The sequence below is a fragment of the Mangrovibacterium sp. genome (assembly GCF_059905295.1).
Map to the genome: position 1 here is coordinate 1 of NZ_JBZQJF010000323.1, position 16,217 is coordinate 16,217.

Genomic DNA, 16,217 nt, shown 5'->3' on the forward strand with positions numbered 1-16,217 from the left:
ATTTTAAACAGCAAGCTACCGAACCGACTGATGGTTTTGTGCTCACCTACACCGGAACCATCTCAGAGGCGTACGATGTGTCGGCCTTGTTGGAGGCGCTCCGCAAGCTACCTGAGGAGCTGAAATCGAAACTGACCTTTCGCTTTGTTGGCAAGTGTCCGCCGGGTATTTTGGCAGCATTCGAAAATGCACTGCCGAAGAGTAAAATTGATTTACCCGGCTATGTTGAGCATTCGCAGTCGGTTGCTTACCTCATGCAGTCGTCGGTGCAGTTGCTGGTTATCCCCAGGGTGCCCAACAATAAGGGAATCATCACCGGTAAGTTTTTCGAATACCTGGCCTCCGGCAAACCCATTTTAGCCATCGGCCCCAAAGGAGGAGACCTTGAAAAGCTGATTGACGAAACAGCTTGCGGAAAACTGTTTGATTATGGGGATGTTGCGGGGATTGGAGGGTTTATTACGGATAATATACAAGGACGTTATGACTATGAAGGTGGTGAAAAAGTAAATGGTTACTCGCGCCGCTCGCTAAGTCATTTTTTAGTCGAAGAATTGATGCTAAACGTATGAATATACTTTTGATAACACAGCTTTTCCCTGCTGATGAGTGTGCCAGACATACTTCGGGAGCGCTCCGCGATTTTGCTATCGAATGGGAGAAGTTGGGTCATCGGGTTCAGGTTTTCAGGCCACACTTTGCATACGAAAACGAGCCTTTTGTAAATGAACCATTTATTGTGGGAAAGGATATTCAGGTTTCCTTTGTTCGTCCCAAGCGTATTCCGTTAATCAAGTGGACTTTTTATCGTTATTCCAAAATCGAGAAGAAGCTCCGTTTTAAGCCGGATATTGTTATTTGCCATTTGTATAACTCATATTTCACTTTCAGTAAACTTGCAGGTCGTTTAAAAGTGCCTTTTGTTGTCGGTATTCATATGTCCGACATTAAGATTGCTGCAAACTGGTTTCATCATCTCCATCAGAAAATGGTTTTCCGAAAAGCAGATGCTTTCGCCTGCCGTTCTCAAGCTTATGAAAGGCAGTTTTTGCATTTGTTCCCTCAATATGCTGGTAAAACCTTTCAGATACTTTCTGGGATTCCGGAAAGTTATATGATCCGAAAGACAGAAAAAGAGAAATCAACTATCAAACGAGTTGTAACAGTAAGTCGGTTTATTAAAAGAAAACAGCTTGACCTCGTATTGCGGGCCTTGGTAGAGTTGCCTGCTGATATTGAGTGGCATTACAGCATTGTAGGTGAAGGACCAGAGGAGAAGACACTAAAGTTGCTGGCAGAGGAGTTGAGGATTACTTCGCGTGTAACTTTTGAAGGCGCGCTTTCGAGAGAGGAAGTGATGGTTATTCTTCGGAAGCAAGACATATTTGTGTTGCCGAGTTATCAGGAGACGTTTGGCCTGGTGTATTTGGAGGCAATGGCAGCGGGCTGTATTACGATTGGTTCGGAGAATGAAGGTATTGATGGTGTTATTGAAGATGGTGTTAATGGGTTTTTGTGTGATCCATATAGTCCGCAGTCGGTTAACTTAAAGTTGAAGCGAGCTGTTGAATTGGAGAATCACCAAATACAGGAAATGCTTGGGAAAGCAGAGCAGACAGTCTTGGATTATACCTTATTAAACAAGTCCAAAGAGTATCTAACCCACCTTAATGATTTAATTGATGATTATCGTACGACTTAGAAGTGGTCTGGGGAACCAGATGTTTCAATATGCTTTTTTTAAGCAAATGCAGCAATGGCATGGCGCCGACAATGTGAAGTTAGATTGTGATACTTTTCATTGGAAAGCACATAACGGGCTTGAGTTGGACCGGGTTTTTGGTATCGATTTAAAGAAAGATAGTGTCTCGCCGTCGGTTTCTTTGAAATTTGCGGATGTGGGCTACAGCTTAATGAATAAGGTGCTTCGACAGTTACGCGGACGCAGGCATCGGTCGTATAGAAACTGGAAAACGGTTCAGTTTGACGAGTATCGTACAATGGATGATGTTTATCTGGAGGGTTATTGGAATAACGAGCAGTACTTTGCCGGGGTGAAAGATGAAATCAGAAAGTGTTTTCGGTTTAATTTGCCACTCACTGAAAATGATTTGGCATTGTTGTCCGAGATGGAGAGTTGTGAATCGGTTGCGGTGCATGTCCGTCGCGGCGATTATAAAAAATTTCCCGACTCGTTCCCGATGTGCACTCCCGATTACTATCGACAAGCCATTGATATTATATCAGAGAAGAGCAATGAACTGAGGTGTTATGTATTTTCCGATGATCTGGAGTGGTGTAAGCAGGAGCTTGCTTTTCTTCCTAATGTTACTTTTGTGGAGAATCCCGACCAAACAATGGCAAGCAAAGACATGCTGATGATGAGTCATTGTCGTCATAACATAATTGCCAACAGTACATTTTCCTGGTGGGCTGCTTGGCTTAACGACAACCCGGGAAAAACAGTGATTTATCCGGAAAGTGCCATGCTGACTTACTCCTCGATGCCGGGAACGTGGATTAAACTGTAGTGTCGTTTGTTTGCTTCGGGTCAGACCTTTTTAAACGGTTTTACGATCATGCAGCGGAGGTATCGTTTCCAAAATACATAGTTGAAGAACTTTGGGGTTTCCAGAATCGATTGGTTACTTGTGTTATAGTCGATGCCGAATTCAAGCAATGACCTGGAATTTAATACTGGCAGACCGCGATAGAAACTATTCAAAACATTGTTCCCGTGAATAATTTGGATCCAGTAAGGCTTTTTCAGGGCGAAAGCTGCTTGCTGATTTTTACCTGTTAGTTCTGAGATAATTCCTAGCTTAAGGCCATCCCAGTGGGAATGTTCCCGTTGAAAGATACCAAGCATTTCTTTCGAATTTCGTTCCACAATACTCATGAAGGGAGACATGGGGTAGAAATAATGGGCCATCTTTCGGTTCTGCAGGCTCAGTGTGTAGCCCGATGCCAGAGAAATCATAAATTGGTCCTGGTCTTTAAAAAGCGATTGAATAGCGGCAACAGCATCTTGGTTGAGGCAATCGTCGTTATCGCACCGGGTTTCAATTACCCACGGAGCGTTTCCGACGATATCGCGGATGTCTTTTCTGTAGCGGGCCATAAAATCATCGTGGCCATCGGCAAAAAACAAGTTGACAAAGGGAATCGCTTTTAATTCGTCAAAAAGCGGATGGAATTCTTCGGGTGTCTCTAAGTCGAAGTAAATCATCCAACTAAAGTTTTTGTTTCTTTGATTGAGAAATGAGGGCAGACAATAGGTTTTAAACAAGTTTATTCGCCCTTTGGTCCATTCAATCCAGTCTTTTTCCTTCTGAATATTAAGCGGAAATTTTTTTAAATTGAATTGCGTTAAAATAACGTGTTTAAATTGAATGTCTTTCATGGTTTAATCAATCATTTTTGCTTTTTCAGCTTGGCTAAAAATTGACGGAGGATATGCTGAATATCTGTCGATATAGGTACAACATATAGGAAAATACCGGATGCTATGGTTATGAGGCTTCCTCGGATAAAAATATCCAGAATTAAGCTTTGCTGTGGAATGAGCCGGATAAACAAGTAAACTCCGATGTAGAAGATGGCTGCGTAGATGAAGTTCAGGTTGAAAGGTTGCAGTTTAAATATTACCAAAATGTACAGGTAGCGCATCAGGTTGTAAAGCAAAAGAGCTCCGGCAATTGCGATAGAAGCGCCAACAATTCCTCCGATTGGAATAAGGAGGTATAGCAGGCTGAGAACAATAACCAGCAAAATACCAATAAAATAAAGAGCTACGCGGTAATACTTCGACAATCCGATGATGTGTGAATTGGCTCCTGTGAGCATGTCAAACAAATATCCAAGCCCGATGAAGAAAATCACCCATTTTGATTGATGGTAGTCCGGACCCAGAATTTCGAGAATGTTATCAATATTAGCCCAGATGCCCAAAAATAAGAAGGCGCCAATGATAAACTGATTGAGGCAGCTTTTATAATAAATGTCACGGATGCTTTCCAGATCGTCTTTTGCCCAGGCATCAGCAATGAGTGTGCTGGATATCTTTAACAGTGGCCGTGATGGAATGACGACCAGCGTGCCAAAATAAAAAGCAATGGTGTATACCCCTGTTTTGCTTAGATCCAGCATTTGATTGATGATAATCTTGTCGAGACTGAAGATGATCATGGATCCCAATCCTGTAATGATAGAGAATAGGCCCACACTAACCATTTCTTTCCGAAGTCTTTTGCTAACAAATCCCTTGGGCAGAGTCAAGCTAAGCTCGCCGCGACGATATAGCACGATGGCAATGATGAGTCCTTTTATGCTTATTGCAGCGGCATAGGCCCAAATCAACTGGTTGAGGTTGATCCACCCGATTGCATATAGAATGGTAATGACAAAAAGTAGCATTCGTTGAAGAAATTCCTGCAAGAAGATGCCTGTTGTTGCATCGTAAAGTAGTTTGTTGTACACATCCAGTTGAATGTACAGCATGGTGAAAAAGGTAATCGGGATGAGTAGGTAAAGGTGATTGGCAAAAAGCCTGGATTTTTCTTCGTTGTTCTCAGACAACCAGGGCGCTACAGTCGTAAAAAAAGCCAAAAAAAGCAGGAAGCCAACGAGTAAGACTGTCAGAGCAATCAGCAGGAATCCATGGTGCTTGTTTTCCTGGCTACGGAAATGCGGGAAGAGTCTTGAGGTTATTCCCGGGAAGCCGAGCAGGCTAAATTGTCCGAAGAGGGTTGCATAGGAAACTAAAATTCCGAAAAGGCCTACAACATCGGTCGACAGGAATTTTGGATATAAAAAAGAGGTTGTCACAAAGCCAATCATTACACCCAGATATGACCAGATACTGCCTTTGATTGATTGCTTTATGATAATCCCCATTTTTGAAGGTTTCCTTAATTATTTCGTTACTTTTGCTTCAATCCAAAAATGAAATCCATTAATTGAATTATGGCAAAGATAAAAGGCAATCGCAATATTTTCATTACAATCGGAATTATTCTCTTTTTCATCATTTTGGCCTTTGTGTATTATTCTCCCCAGTTAGAGGGGAAGAAGCTAATGGCTTCTGATAATGTAAATTTTAAGGGAATGTCGAAAGAGGTGAACGATTACCGGGCCGAAACCGGTAAAGAAGCCCTTTGGACGGATAGTATGTTTGGTGGTATGCCGGCTTATCTGATCTCTGTTCGCTATGGTGGTGAACTTGTTGCCAAAATTCAGCAGGGGTTCCTCTCTACCTTTCCCAGGCCTGCCGGCTATCTGGCGTTAGGCTTCATTTGTTTTTTTGTTATGTGCCTGTTGCTGGGAGTTGATCCCTTTGTTGCGGCAGTGGGGAGCTTGATGTGGGGACTTGGAACCTACTTTTTTGTTTTGATTGAGTCGGGACATTATACGAAGGTACACACCTTGTTGTATATGCCATTGATTGTCGGAGGGGTTTTAAGTGCCTATCGGGATAAAAGATATTGGGGAGCCTTGATTGCAGCCATCGGTTTTTCATGGATGTTAAGTGCAAACCACCCGCAAATGACCTACTATACCGGCCTTATGATTTTGATGATCGGTATTACCTACTTGGTCTATGCTATTCGTGAAAAAGCTTTACCGGCTTTTCTGAAATCGAGTGGACTATTGCTTGTTGCCTTATTGTTGGCTGTCGGAACCAACTTCGGTCGTTTGTATTCGGTTTACGAGTATGGCAAATATTCAACTCGGGGAAAATCGGAATTGAAGGTTGATGAGCAAAACCAAACGAAAGGTTTGGATAAAGATTACATCCTTGAATATAGCTATGATCTGGGAGAAGCAATGACTGCTTTCATCCCTCGATTTAAAGGTGGTGGTATGAGTGAACCACTTGGTGAAAACTCGGAAGTTTATTCGTTTTTTGAGAAGAACCAAGGCAAAGCCACGGCAAAGAAAGTCACCGAAGCCCTACCGCTCTATTGGGGAAGTCAACCGATTTCTGCAGCACCTTTCTATTTTGGAGCTGTGGTCTTTTTCCTGTTTGTTTTTGGCCTTTTTACAGTTAAGGGCAGGGATAAATGGTGGATCGTTGCCGTTGTTGTAGTTTCCTTTTTGCTTTCGCTCGGTAAGAATTTTGCCTTGTTGAGCGACTTTATGATTAACTACTTCCCGGGATATAACAAGTTTCGCGATGTCAAGAATATTATCTTCATTCAGCATTTTGCCATGGTCTTAATGGCCATGTTGGCTGTTCGTGAGCTGGTTTTGGGGCGTATCGAGAAAAAAGAACTGCTGAAATCCTTAAAATATTCCTGGATTATTGTCGGAGGTGCGGCCCTGTTGTTTGCTTTGCTTCCCGGAATTGCCGGCGATTTCAGGGGGCCCTCAGATCTGCGGTTAGCTCAAGCCGGCTGGCCCGATCAGCTGTTACATGCTTTGCGCGATGATCGAAAATCGGTTTTGCGCATGGATGCTTTTCGCTCTTTTGTTTTTGTGTCGCTATCAGCTGGAGTCGTTTGGCTGTTTATTCAAAAAAAGATCAAGGCAAGCTATGCTGTTGCCTTATGGGCGATATTGGTTGTTGTCGATTTATGGCCAATAGACAAGAAATACATGAACAACGACAATTTTGTGTCGAAGTCGAAAGTTGAAAAGCCCTTTACTGCCTCGAAAGCAGATCAGGCAATTTTGAAAGATCCCGACCCCGATTATCGAGTGTTGAACTTGACGGTGAGTCCGTTTCAGGATGCTTCAACCTCTTATTTCCACAAATCGATTGGTGGATATCACGGTGCTAAAATGGAACGTTATCAAGAGTTGTTCGATCATCAGATTTCGCCGGAAATACAACAGTTGATTGGTGGCTTCCGGAAGCCTAATACGCTGGATTCGGTTCTTACGACGCTGAATGTGATCAACATGCTGAATACGCGTTACTTTATTTATGATCCGAATAGCGATCCTCTTGTAAACCCGGATGCTTTAGGGAATGCCTGGTTTGTAAACGACTTTAAAGTTGTGGCAAATGCCAACGAAGAGATGGATGCACTTTCCAGCTTTGATGCGGCGCATGAGGCGGTTGTTGACGAGCGTTTTTCCGGGCAACTTAAGGATGTAAAACTTGGAACAGGTCGTAACTCGCAGATTAAATTACAGGAGTATCAGCCTAATTATTTGAAATATGAGGCGAAAGTTGCTGGAGGAACCGGGTTGGCTGTTTTCTCTGAAATTTATTATCCGAAAGGCTGGGATGCTTTTATTGATGGCAAGCCGGCTGAATATCTCAGAGCAAACTATGTGCTCCGTGCGATGGCTATACCTGAAGGTCAGCATGTTGTTGAGTTTAAATTTGAACCTGCCTCTTATTTTGTCGGAAATAAAATATCACTCGCCAGTTCGCTGATTCTGATTTTAGCAGCGGCCGGGCTTATCGTTGTTGAATGGAAAAGAAGATCAAAACATGAGGAAGAAGCGCCCGAGTAAACTTAGACGAAGATTGTTTCGTTCATACCTGACTGCGACCATTAGCATTACCTTGATTTTGTTTATGGTCGGTTTGTTGTCGTTGTTGGTGCAAAATACCGGACGTCTAACGGATTATGTACGCGAACATGTTGGGTTTACTTTGGTATTGCAGGATCATTTGCGCGATTCTGAGGTTTTGAGACTTCAAAAAATATTGGCAGCATTGCCCGCTGTTAAATCGACCGAGTATGTGGATAAGAAAGATGCGGCTGAGAGTCTGGAAAAGGATCTGGGTGAAGATTTTGTCGATTTTCTAGGTTTCAATCCCTTGTTTTCATCGATTGATGTAAAATTGCATGCACCCTATATGCAGGAGGATAGCCTGGTAGTTTTAGAAAAGAACTTTTTGGACTATCCGCAAATACAGGAGGTTTATTATCAGCGCGATTTGGTGAAGGTTATTAATAACAATGTACGCCGGATCAGCTTTTTTATGCTGGTCGTTGTTGGACTCATGTTATTCATCTTTACGGCTCTTATTAATAATACCATTCGTATTTCGATTTACAGTCAGCGATTTGTCATCAATACAATGAAATTGGTTGGTGCTACACGCTCATTTATTCGTCGACCTTTCGTTTTTAGGAGTGTTACCTACGGTTTGTTAGGAGGACTTTTATCCAATCTTGCGATTTTGTTGTTGATTTACTTATATCACGACGATTTGCGCTCAGTTTTCGATATCCAACAAGTTGATACGGTTGGTATTAGTTTTATCGTAGTGTTAATATTCGGTGCCTTGATTGCCGGTTTGTCGACTTATTTTGCGGTAAATAAATTTCTAAAGCTTAAGTTCGACGAGTTATTTTATTGATATATTTGAAGCTCAATTCAGAAACAGCATGGCTAAAAAAGAAACACAAGACACAGATCCCCAATTTGCATTGGGAAAAGAAAACTATAAGTTGTTATTGATTGGATTTGTGATCATCGTCATCGGATTTATTTTGATGGTCGGTGGTAAAAGTGATGATCCCTCCGTGTTTAATCCCGCAGTCTTTAGTTTCAGACGAATAACGCTGGCTCCGGTTGTGGTTCTTTTCGGATTCCTGTTCGAAATTTATGCCATCATGAAAAAGCCTTCAGAGAAATAGCGGTTGCTAGCATTTCCCATCGTTTGTTTTTATTAGTTGAGCGTATTTACTTACGTCTCTTATTTCTACCTCCATGAGTATTCTACAAACAATTATAATTGCCATAGTTGAAGGGTTGACTGAGTTTCTACCCGTATCTTCAACCGGCCACATGATTATTGCCCAAAGTGTTTTGGGCGTTCCCAGTACCGAGTTTGTTAAAGCATTTACTGTAATTATTCAGTTTGGGGCTATCCTTTCGGTTATTGTTCTTTACTGGCAGCGTTTTTTCAAAATTAATCCAGGTAAAATTATCGATCGCGAGGCATTGCAGGATAAGTCCTTTGGACAACAAGCCCTGTTTGTTATTAAGCGGGTCATTTATAAATTCGATTTTTATTGGAAACTGCTCATTGCCTTTATTCCTGCTGCAGTCATTGGCTTAGCTTTTGTCGATGAAATAGACAACCTGCTTGGCGATGTGTTGGTTGTTGCTATTATGCTCGTTTTGGGAGGCGTGTTGATGTTGTTTGTCGATCAAATTTTTAAAAAGGTTGATGCTGATGAGTCAATAAAAGAGCGAAAGGCTTTCTTAATTGGTTTGGCTCAGTGTTTAGCGATGATCCCTGGTGTGTCTCGTTCCATGGCGACAATTGTTGGTGGCATGAGCCAACGATTATCACGCAAAACGGCTGCCGAGTTTTCTTTCTTTTTGGCAGTTCCTACCATGTTTGCAGCAACAGCTTACAAGTTGCTGAAATTAATCTTAGAGCCGGGGGGGCTGGATATTTTGAAGGAGAACCTTGTGGTATTACTCCTAGGTAACGTGGTTGCTTTTGTTGTTGCGATGGGAGCAATCAAGTTCTTCATTAGTTTTCTGACGAAATACGGATTCCGTGCCTTTGGAGTCTACCGGATTATTGCTGGGGGAGTTATAATCATTCTGCTCCTTTCAGGCTATAGCCTGGATATGGTTTAGAATTCCTTTTATTGCTAATTGTCTATTTAGTTTCTTGTTTATAAAAGGAGAATATGTTCTTCCGGAGGCTTGTTGTTACCGGGATCGATATATTTTTACTTGTTATTGCCTGATTGTCGGGTTATTTGCTATTTTTGCAGCCTGAAAAAATCCGTCGTGCCGGATTTTGTTAATTCGATAACTAAAGTGGTCATTTCATGGGGGAAACACCCAAACAATACGATTTTCAACAGGGGGAAATCTTACTTTTCGATAAAGCGTTAGACTGGACATCTTTTGATTTGGTAAAAAAAGTGCGTAATAAACTGACGCGTGCTTTAAAATTGAAAAAGTTGAAAGTTGGTCATGCCGGGACCTTAGATCCTAAAGCTACTGGCTTAATGATTTTGTGTACAGGTAAGGCCACGAAGCAGATTGACCTTATTCAGGCTGAAACGAAAGAATATATCGCTACGGTGAAGCTGGGGGCAACAACACCCTCTTTCGATCTGGAAACCGAGGAGGATAATCAATATCCCGTTGAGCATATTAATATTGACCTCTTAAATCAAATATTGGACAAGTTTAAGGGTGAGCAAATGCAGGTTCCGCCGGTATTTAGTGCAGTGAAAGTTGATGGTAAGCGCGCTTATGAACATGCTCGAAAAGGGCAGGATGTTAAGCTAAATGCCAAATTAATTCACCTTTATGCTCTTGAAGTTGTCGAATTTCAAAACAATCTTTTGGTTATAAGGGTAGAATGTAGCAAGGGAACTTATATCCGTGCATTAGCCCGTGATTTGGGTGAAGCCTTGGGCTCGGGTGCTTATTTGGTAGGCTTAAAAAGAACGAAAATCGGAGATCACAAGTTAGAGGATGCGATGGACATTGATTATTTTTTAGAAAATATCGATCTTTTTTGTAACCAATAGCAAAGTGCCCCGTAAAAGGTAGCTTTGGAATAAATAGGGCAAGATTTAATTTTCAAAGTCAGAATTCAACAAAAAAATCAGAAATAGATACATATGAAATTATCCAAGTTTAAGTTTAAATTACCTGAAGAGTTAATCGCGCTTCACCCGTCTGATAATCGCGATGAATCGCGATTAATGGTTGTAGATCGCAAAACCAGAAAAATAGAGCACAAATTATTTAAGGACATTACAGATTATTTTGACGATAAGGATGTAATGGTTTTTAATGATACAAAGGTATTTCCTGCACGACTTTATGGGAATAAGGAAAAAACCGGTGCCGAAATTGAAGTTTTCTTGTTGCGCGAGCTAAACCGGGAGCAACGGTTGTGGGATGTATTGGTTGATCCTGCTCGTAAAATCCGTATTGGTAACAAACTTTACTTTGGAGAGGATGATTTGTTGGTTGCTGAGGTAATTGACAACACGACTTCTCGCGGTCGTACACTTCGTTTCTTATTTGACGGACCGTACGATGAATTTAAAAGCACTTTGTTTGGCTTGGGTGAGACGCCGCTGCCAAAATTCATTCAGCGTCCTGTTCAGCCGGAAGATAAAGACCGTTATCAAACAATTTTTGCAAAACACGAAGGTGCTGTTGCGGCACCAACAGCTGGTTTGCACTTTAGCCGCGAGTTGATGAAGCGTCTGGAGATTATCGGTGTTGACTTCAGCTTTGTAACCTTACACGTTGGTTTGGGGAACTTCCGTAGTGTTGATGTCGAGGATTTGACAAAGCATAAAATGGATTCGGAGCAAATTTGGATTACCGAAGATGCTTGCGATGTTGTGAATAAGGCCAAAGAAATGAAGAAAAATGTGTGCGCTGTTGGTACCACTGTTATGCGTACACTTGAAAGCTCGGTGTCGACTCAGGGCTTTTTGAAGCCATTCGAAGGATGGACGAATAAATTTATTTTCCCTCCTTATGAGTTTAGTGTGGCCAACCGTATGATTACCAATTTTCACCTTCCTCTTTCAACCTTAATGATGATGGTTGCTGCATTTGGTGGTTACGACCTGATCATGGAAGCTTACCAGGTAGCAATTAAAGAAGGTTACCGCTTCGGTACTTACGGTGATGCGATGCTTATTCTTTAATTTTACAGATGAATAAAATATTGAAGGCTGTTCTGTTGGGAACAGCCTTTCTTTTTTTGTTTTCAATCGGTTCGGTTATCTTTGCCCGAAACAAAAATTATGGCTACAGGTCCCCGTATCACGATATATACTGATGGTGCCTCCCGTGGAAACCCCGGTCCGGGCGGTTATGGTGTTGTGTTAATGTCCGGGCAACATCGCAAAGAATTGTCTGAAGGTTATGAGTTGACAACGAACAACCGAATGGAGTTGCTGGCCGTAATTGTTGGTCTGGAAGCCTTGAAGATGCCTGGTAGCCAGGTGACGGTTTACTCGGATTCGAAATATGTTGTTGATGCAGTCGAGAAAAGATGGGTTTGGGACTGGGTGAAGAAGCGTTTTAAAAGGAAGAAAAATGCTGATTTGTGGCAACGTTTCCTGAAGATCTACGACAAGCACAGTGTCCGTTTTGTTTGGGTGAAGGGACATGCTGATATCCCCGAAAATGAGCGTTGTGACCAATTGGCAGTGGAGGCCTCAATGGCTCCTGGTTTGAAAAAGGATTTTGGTTATCTGCAGGCTCAGGCTTAATCGCTCTTTTTATCCTACGGACGAATAGAACTTATTAATACATTTGCCGGACTAATTTTATTTGTATGAATCTTTACCAAGTCGGAATTTATATCTATCGTTTTATTGCTTTGCTGGTTTCTCCCTTTAACGATAAGGCTCGTTCTTTTAATAAGGGACAAAGAACCGTTTTCAAGGAATTAAGAACGAAGTTTCCCGTTGACGAAAGGGTTGTTTGGGTGCATTGTGCTTCGTTGGGCGAGTTTGAGCAGGGACGTCCGTTGATTGAGACGATTAAAAAACAATATCCGGAATATAAAGTCTTATTGACCTTTTTCTCCCCTTCGGGGTATGAAGTGCGAAAGTCCTACGAGCAGGCTGATTTTGTTGCTTATCTGCCACTTGATACTAAAGGTAAGGTCAAAAAGTTTCTTAACCTTGTTCAGCCTGATGCGGTCTTTTTTGTCAAGTATGAATTCTGGAAAAATTACTTCGAGGAACTTGCTAAGCGGGGTATCCCTTTGTATTTGGTATCAGTTATCTTCCGTCCTGATCAGTTGTTTTTTACTTCAAAGCCCAGTGGACGGTGGTATCGTAATATTTTGGCGGGCGTTACGCATTTCTTTGTTCAAAATAAGCAGTCCGGTGACTTACTTCAACGCATTGGGTTTACCAATTATACCATTACTGGCGATACCCGATTTGATCGTGTTGCAGAGATCGCTGCTGCCCGGAAAGATTTGCCCATTGTTGCGGAGTTTAAGGGGGATTCGCCTTTGTTGGTTGTCGGAAGCTCGTGGCGTCCCGATGAAGAGATCCTTGTTGCTTATTTGGATGCCAATCCGGAAGTGAAGATTGTGTTTGCTCCTCACGAGGTAAAAGAGGCCAACATTACCCGACTAACGGAAATGATAAAAGCTCCGGTTGTGAGATATACACAGGGCGAAACCAGTGACCTTAAGAATGCCCGGGTGCTCATTGTGGATTGTATCGGGGTTTTGTCGAGCGTTTATCGCTACGCAGATGTGGCTTATATTGGTGGTGGTTTTGGAGTAGGCATTCACAATACGCTCGAAGCTGCAATTTATAATATCCCGGTTCTTTTCGGGCCAAATTATCTCCGTTTTCAGGAAGCTGTTGAATTGGTGAATCGGAAGCTTGCTTTTTCAATTACAACTTCGGAGGAAGCGGTTCGTAAGTTAGAAGAGCTTTTTGCGAACCCGGAATTGCGTGCTGAAATAGGAGAGGGCTGTACCCGATTTATGGGAGAGAATATTGGAGCAACACAAAAAATAGTGCAAAAAGTTTTTAACAATTAGTGTTTTTTGAAACCTCTTTTTTGTGCTTTTCGTAGCGGGCTTTATATTCCCGTAAATGCTTCATTTTGTGATAACTTTTCAAATATACATTTTTGCATAAATTATCATTTCTGTAAACTTTTCTTAATTATCAAATATTTATAATATTGGCGTTCAGTCAATTAACGATTAAAAGTTGATAACTTTTAACGTTTTCGAAATTTTAAGTATTCCTTTTTTTTGATCGAGGTGGTATATTGCATGTAGCAATTCCTTAACAATGCAAACTGGTTTCTCTCTTTAAAAACAACCAGTTAATTCATTAACCGTTTTTAATTTTTTGGTGTATGGCTTTCAAAAATGCAGTTACCGCTCCGACAGTGAGCAAAGAGACTTTTTCTCAAGACGAGGCGTTTCAAGAAACACTCAAGTATTTTAACGGCGATGATCTGGCAGCACGGGTTTGGGTTAACAAATACGCGCTGAAAGACTCTTTCGGAAATATCTACGAAAAGAGCCCGGATGATATGCACAGACGCCTGGCTGGCGAAATCGCCCGGATTGAAAAGAAGTATGATAACCCAATGGGTGAGGAGCAGGTTTTTCAACTGCTGAAAGATTTTAAATTCATTGTTCCGCAAGGTGGTCCGATGACCGGTATTGGAAACCATTACCAGATTGCCTCCCTTTCGAACTGCTTTGTAGTTGGAAACGAAGGCGACTCTGACTCGTATGGCGGAATCATGAAGATTGACCAGGAGCAGGTTCAGCTGATGAAACGTCGTGGTGGTGTAGGACACGATTTGTCACACATTCGTCCAAAAGGTTCACCGGTGAAAAACTCGGCTCTTACATCAACCGGTATTGTTCCTTTTATGGAGCGTTATTCTAACTCGACTCGCGAAGTTGCCCAGGATGGTCGCCGCGGTGCTTTGATGCTTTCGGTATCAATTAAACACCCGGATTCGGAAAAATTTATCGATGCCAAAATGGAGCAAGGCAAAGTAACCGGAGCGAATGTATCGGTTAAGATCCACGATGATTTTATGAAGTCGGTTGAAAGCGGGACTCCATACACCCAGCAGTATCCGATCCAGGCAGAAACTCCAACCTATTCAAATGAGATCGATGCCAATGCGCTATGGGGTAAGATTGTTCATAATGCCTGGAAATCGGCAGAACCAGGAATCTTATTCTGGGATACAATTACACGCGAGTCTGTGCCTGATTGTTATGCAGATCTTGGATACCGCACCGTTTCGACTAACCCATGTGGCGAAATTCCATTATGTCCATACGATAGTTGTCGTTTGATTGCACTAAACCTTTATTCGTATGTTGAAAACCCGTTTACTGCACAGGCAAAATTCAACTTCGACTTGTTTAAACAACATGTTGGCTATGCACAGCGCATGATGGACGATATTATCGACCTGGAGTTGGAAAAAATTGATGCAATTATCGCCAAAGTGGATGCTGATCCGGAAGATGAAGAAATTAAATATACTGAACGTCGTTTGTGGGAAAAGATTCAAACAAAAGCACGCGAAGGTCGTCGTACAGGCGTAGGTATTACTGCTGAAGGTGATATGCTGGCAGCCTTAGGTTTGTGCTACGGAACCGACGATGCAACAGATTTCAGTGAAGAAATACACCGGACTATCGCTGTTGAAGCTTACCGCTCATCGGTAAATATGGCTAAAGAGCGTGGTGCGTTTAAAATTTACGATCCGGAACGTGAAAAGAATAATCCAATGATCAACCGCATTCGTCAGCAAGATGAGGCTCTTTACCAGGAGATGGTAAAATATGGCCGTCGTAATATTGCTTTGTTGACCATTGCTCCTACCGGAACAACGAGCTTGATGACTCAAACAACTTCAGGTATTGAGCCTGTTTTCATGCCGGTCTACAAACGTCGCCGTAAGGTAAACCCGAATGATAAGAACGTTCGGGTAGACTTTGTTGACGAAGTTGGCGATAGCTGGGAAGAATATACCGTATTCCATCATAAATTCATCACCTGGATGAAAGCCAATGGAATTGAAATTAAAAAGCACTACGAACAGGAAGAACTGGAGGAGCTGGTGAAAAAATCACCTTACTATAAAGCTACTTCAAACGATGTTGACTGGTTGAATAAAGTGCGTATGCAAGGTCGTATTCAGAAATGGGTTGACCACTCTATCAGTGTAACCATAAACCTGCCGGCTGATGTAGAAGAAGATTTGGTAGGAAAGCTTTATTTCGAAGCCTGGAGAAGTGGATGTAAAGGGGTAACTGTTTACCGCGATGGTTCTCGCTCGGGTGTTCTGATTTCAAACAAAAAAGAAGATAAAGGTAGTGAGTTGACTACCGGATTCCCGACTAAGCGCCCGGAAGAACTGGATGCTGAAGTTGTACGCTTCCAAAACAATAAAGAAAAGTGGGTTGCCTTCATTGGCTTAGTTGGTGATCAGCCTTACGAGATCTTTACCGGTTTGCAGGATGATGAAGATGGTATTTTGTTGCCTCGTTCAGTAACAGAAGGAAAAATCATCAAGAGTCGCGACGAAGAAGGAAATTCAAGATACGACTTCCAATATTGCAATAAGCGTGGTTACAAAACGACCATCGAAGGATTGTCGTATAAGTTCAACCCGGTATTCTGGAACTATGCAAAACTGATTTCAGGTATCCTTCGTCACGGTATGCCAATTCATAAAGTGGTGAATACTGTTAACGGATTGCAACTGGATAATGAAACCATTAACAG

The 16,217-nt window shown here is 42.0% G+C and carries 14 protein-coding genes; 12 read left to right on the top strand and 2 right to left on the bottom strand.

Features of this window, described 5'->3' with window-relative positions:
• The 3 genes from AC37HE_RS16315 to AC37HE_RS16325 all read left to right on the top strand — a co-directional run.
• A partial coding sequence (locus tag AC37HE_RS16315; RefSeq protein ID WP_500784079.1) for a glycosyltransferase occupies positions 1-572 on the top strand: 572 nt, incomplete at its 5' end.
• Entirely contained in the window at positions 569-1,702 is a 1,134-nt protein-coding gene (locus AC37HE_RS16320; RefSeq protein ID WP_500784081.1) for a glycosyltransferase, read from the top strand. The genes AC37HE_RS16315 and AC37HE_RS16320, both read left to right, overlap by 4 nt.
• Entirely contained in the window at positions 1,683-2,531 is an 849-nt protein-coding gene (locus tag AC37HE_RS16325; RefSeq protein ID WP_500784083.1) for an alpha-1,2-fucosyltransferase, read from the top strand. Before AC37HE_RS16320 ends, AC37HE_RS16325 begins: the two co-directional genes overlap by 20 nt.
• A 20-nt stretch (positions 2,532-2,551) precedes the next feature.
• Here AC37HE_RS16325 and AC37HE_RS16330 read toward each other — a convergent pair whose 3' ends face one another.
• On the bottom strand, positions 2,552-3,403 hold the full coding sequence (locus AC37HE_RS16330) for a glycosyltransferase (RefSeq protein ID WP_500784085.1): 852 nt from the start codon (positions 3,401-3,403) through the stop codon (positions 2,552-2,554).
• Between the two features lie 11 nt (positions 3,404-3,414).
• Positions 3,415-4,896, bottom strand: a complete 1,482-nt coding sequence (locus AC37HE_RS16335; RefSeq protein ID WP_500784087.1) for a lipopolysaccharide biosynthesis protein — start codon at positions 4,894-4,896, stop codon at positions 3,415-3,417.
• Positions 4,897-4,965: 69 nt separating this feature from the next.
• Here AC37HE_RS16335 and AC37HE_RS16340 point away from each other — a divergent pair, with 69 nt between their 5' ends.
• The 9 genes from AC37HE_RS16340 to AC37HE_RS16380 all read left to right on the top strand — a co-directional run.
• Positions 4,966-7,467 carry a YfhO family protein gene (locus AC37HE_RS16340; protein ID WP_500784089.1) on the top strand — a complete coding sequence of 834 codons (2,502 nt, stop codon included), beginning with the start codon at positions 4,966-4,968 and terminating at the stop codon, positions 7,465-7,467.
• Positions 7,445-8,323, top strand: coding sequence for a cell division protein FtsX (locus AC37HE_RS16345; protein ID WP_500784091.1), 879 nt, complete (start codon positions 7,445-7,447; stop codon positions 8,321-8,323). Before AC37HE_RS16340 ends, AC37HE_RS16345 begins: the two co-directional genes overlap by 23 nt.
• A 28-nt stretch (positions 8,324-8,351) precedes the next feature.
• Entirely contained in the window at positions 8,352-8,603 is a 252-nt protein-coding gene (locus AC37HE_RS16350) for a DUF3098 domain-containing protein (RefSeq protein WP_500784093.1), read from the top strand.
• A 73-nt stretch (positions 8,604-8,676) separates the two neighbouring features.
• A complete protein-coding gene (locus tag AC37HE_RS16355) occupies positions 8,677-9,561 on the top strand; it encodes an undecaprenyl-diphosphate phosphatase (RefSeq protein ID WP_500784094.1) in 885 nt (294 codons plus the stop codon).
• A 197-nt stretch (positions 9,562-9,758) separates the two neighbouring features.
• Positions 9,759-10,472, top strand: a complete 714-nt coding sequence (truB, locus tag AC37HE_RS16360; RefSeq protein ID WP_500784096.1) for a tRNA pseudouridine(55) synthase TruB — start codon at positions 9,759-9,761, stop codon at positions 10,470-10,472.
• Between the two features lie 93 nt (positions 10,473-10,565).
• Positions 10,566-11,615, top strand: coding sequence for a tRNA preQ1(34) S-adenosylmethionine ribosyltransferase-isomerase QueA (gene queA / locus AC37HE_RS16365; RefSeq protein WP_500784098.1), 1,050 nt, complete (start codon positions 10,566-10,568; stop codon positions 11,613-11,615).
• Positions 11,616-11,714: 99 nt separating this feature from the next.
• Positions 11,715-12,185, top strand: a complete 471-nt coding sequence (gene rnhA, locus AC37HE_RS16370; protein ID WP_500784100.1) for a ribonuclease HI — start codon at positions 11,715-11,717, stop codon at positions 12,183-12,185.
• Between the two features lie 65 nt (positions 12,186-12,250).
• Positions 12,251-13,483, top strand: coding sequence for a 3-deoxy-D-manno-octulosonic acid transferase (locus tag AC37HE_RS16375; protein WP_500784102.1), 1,233 nt, complete (start codon positions 12,251-12,253; stop codon positions 13,481-13,483).
• Between the two features lie 326 nt (positions 13,484-13,809).
• Positions 13,810-16,217: adenosylcobalamin-dependent ribonucleoside-diphosphate reductase (locus tag AC37HE_RS16380; protein ID WP_500784104.1), on the top strand; the 2,408-nt coding region annotated here is incomplete at its 3' end.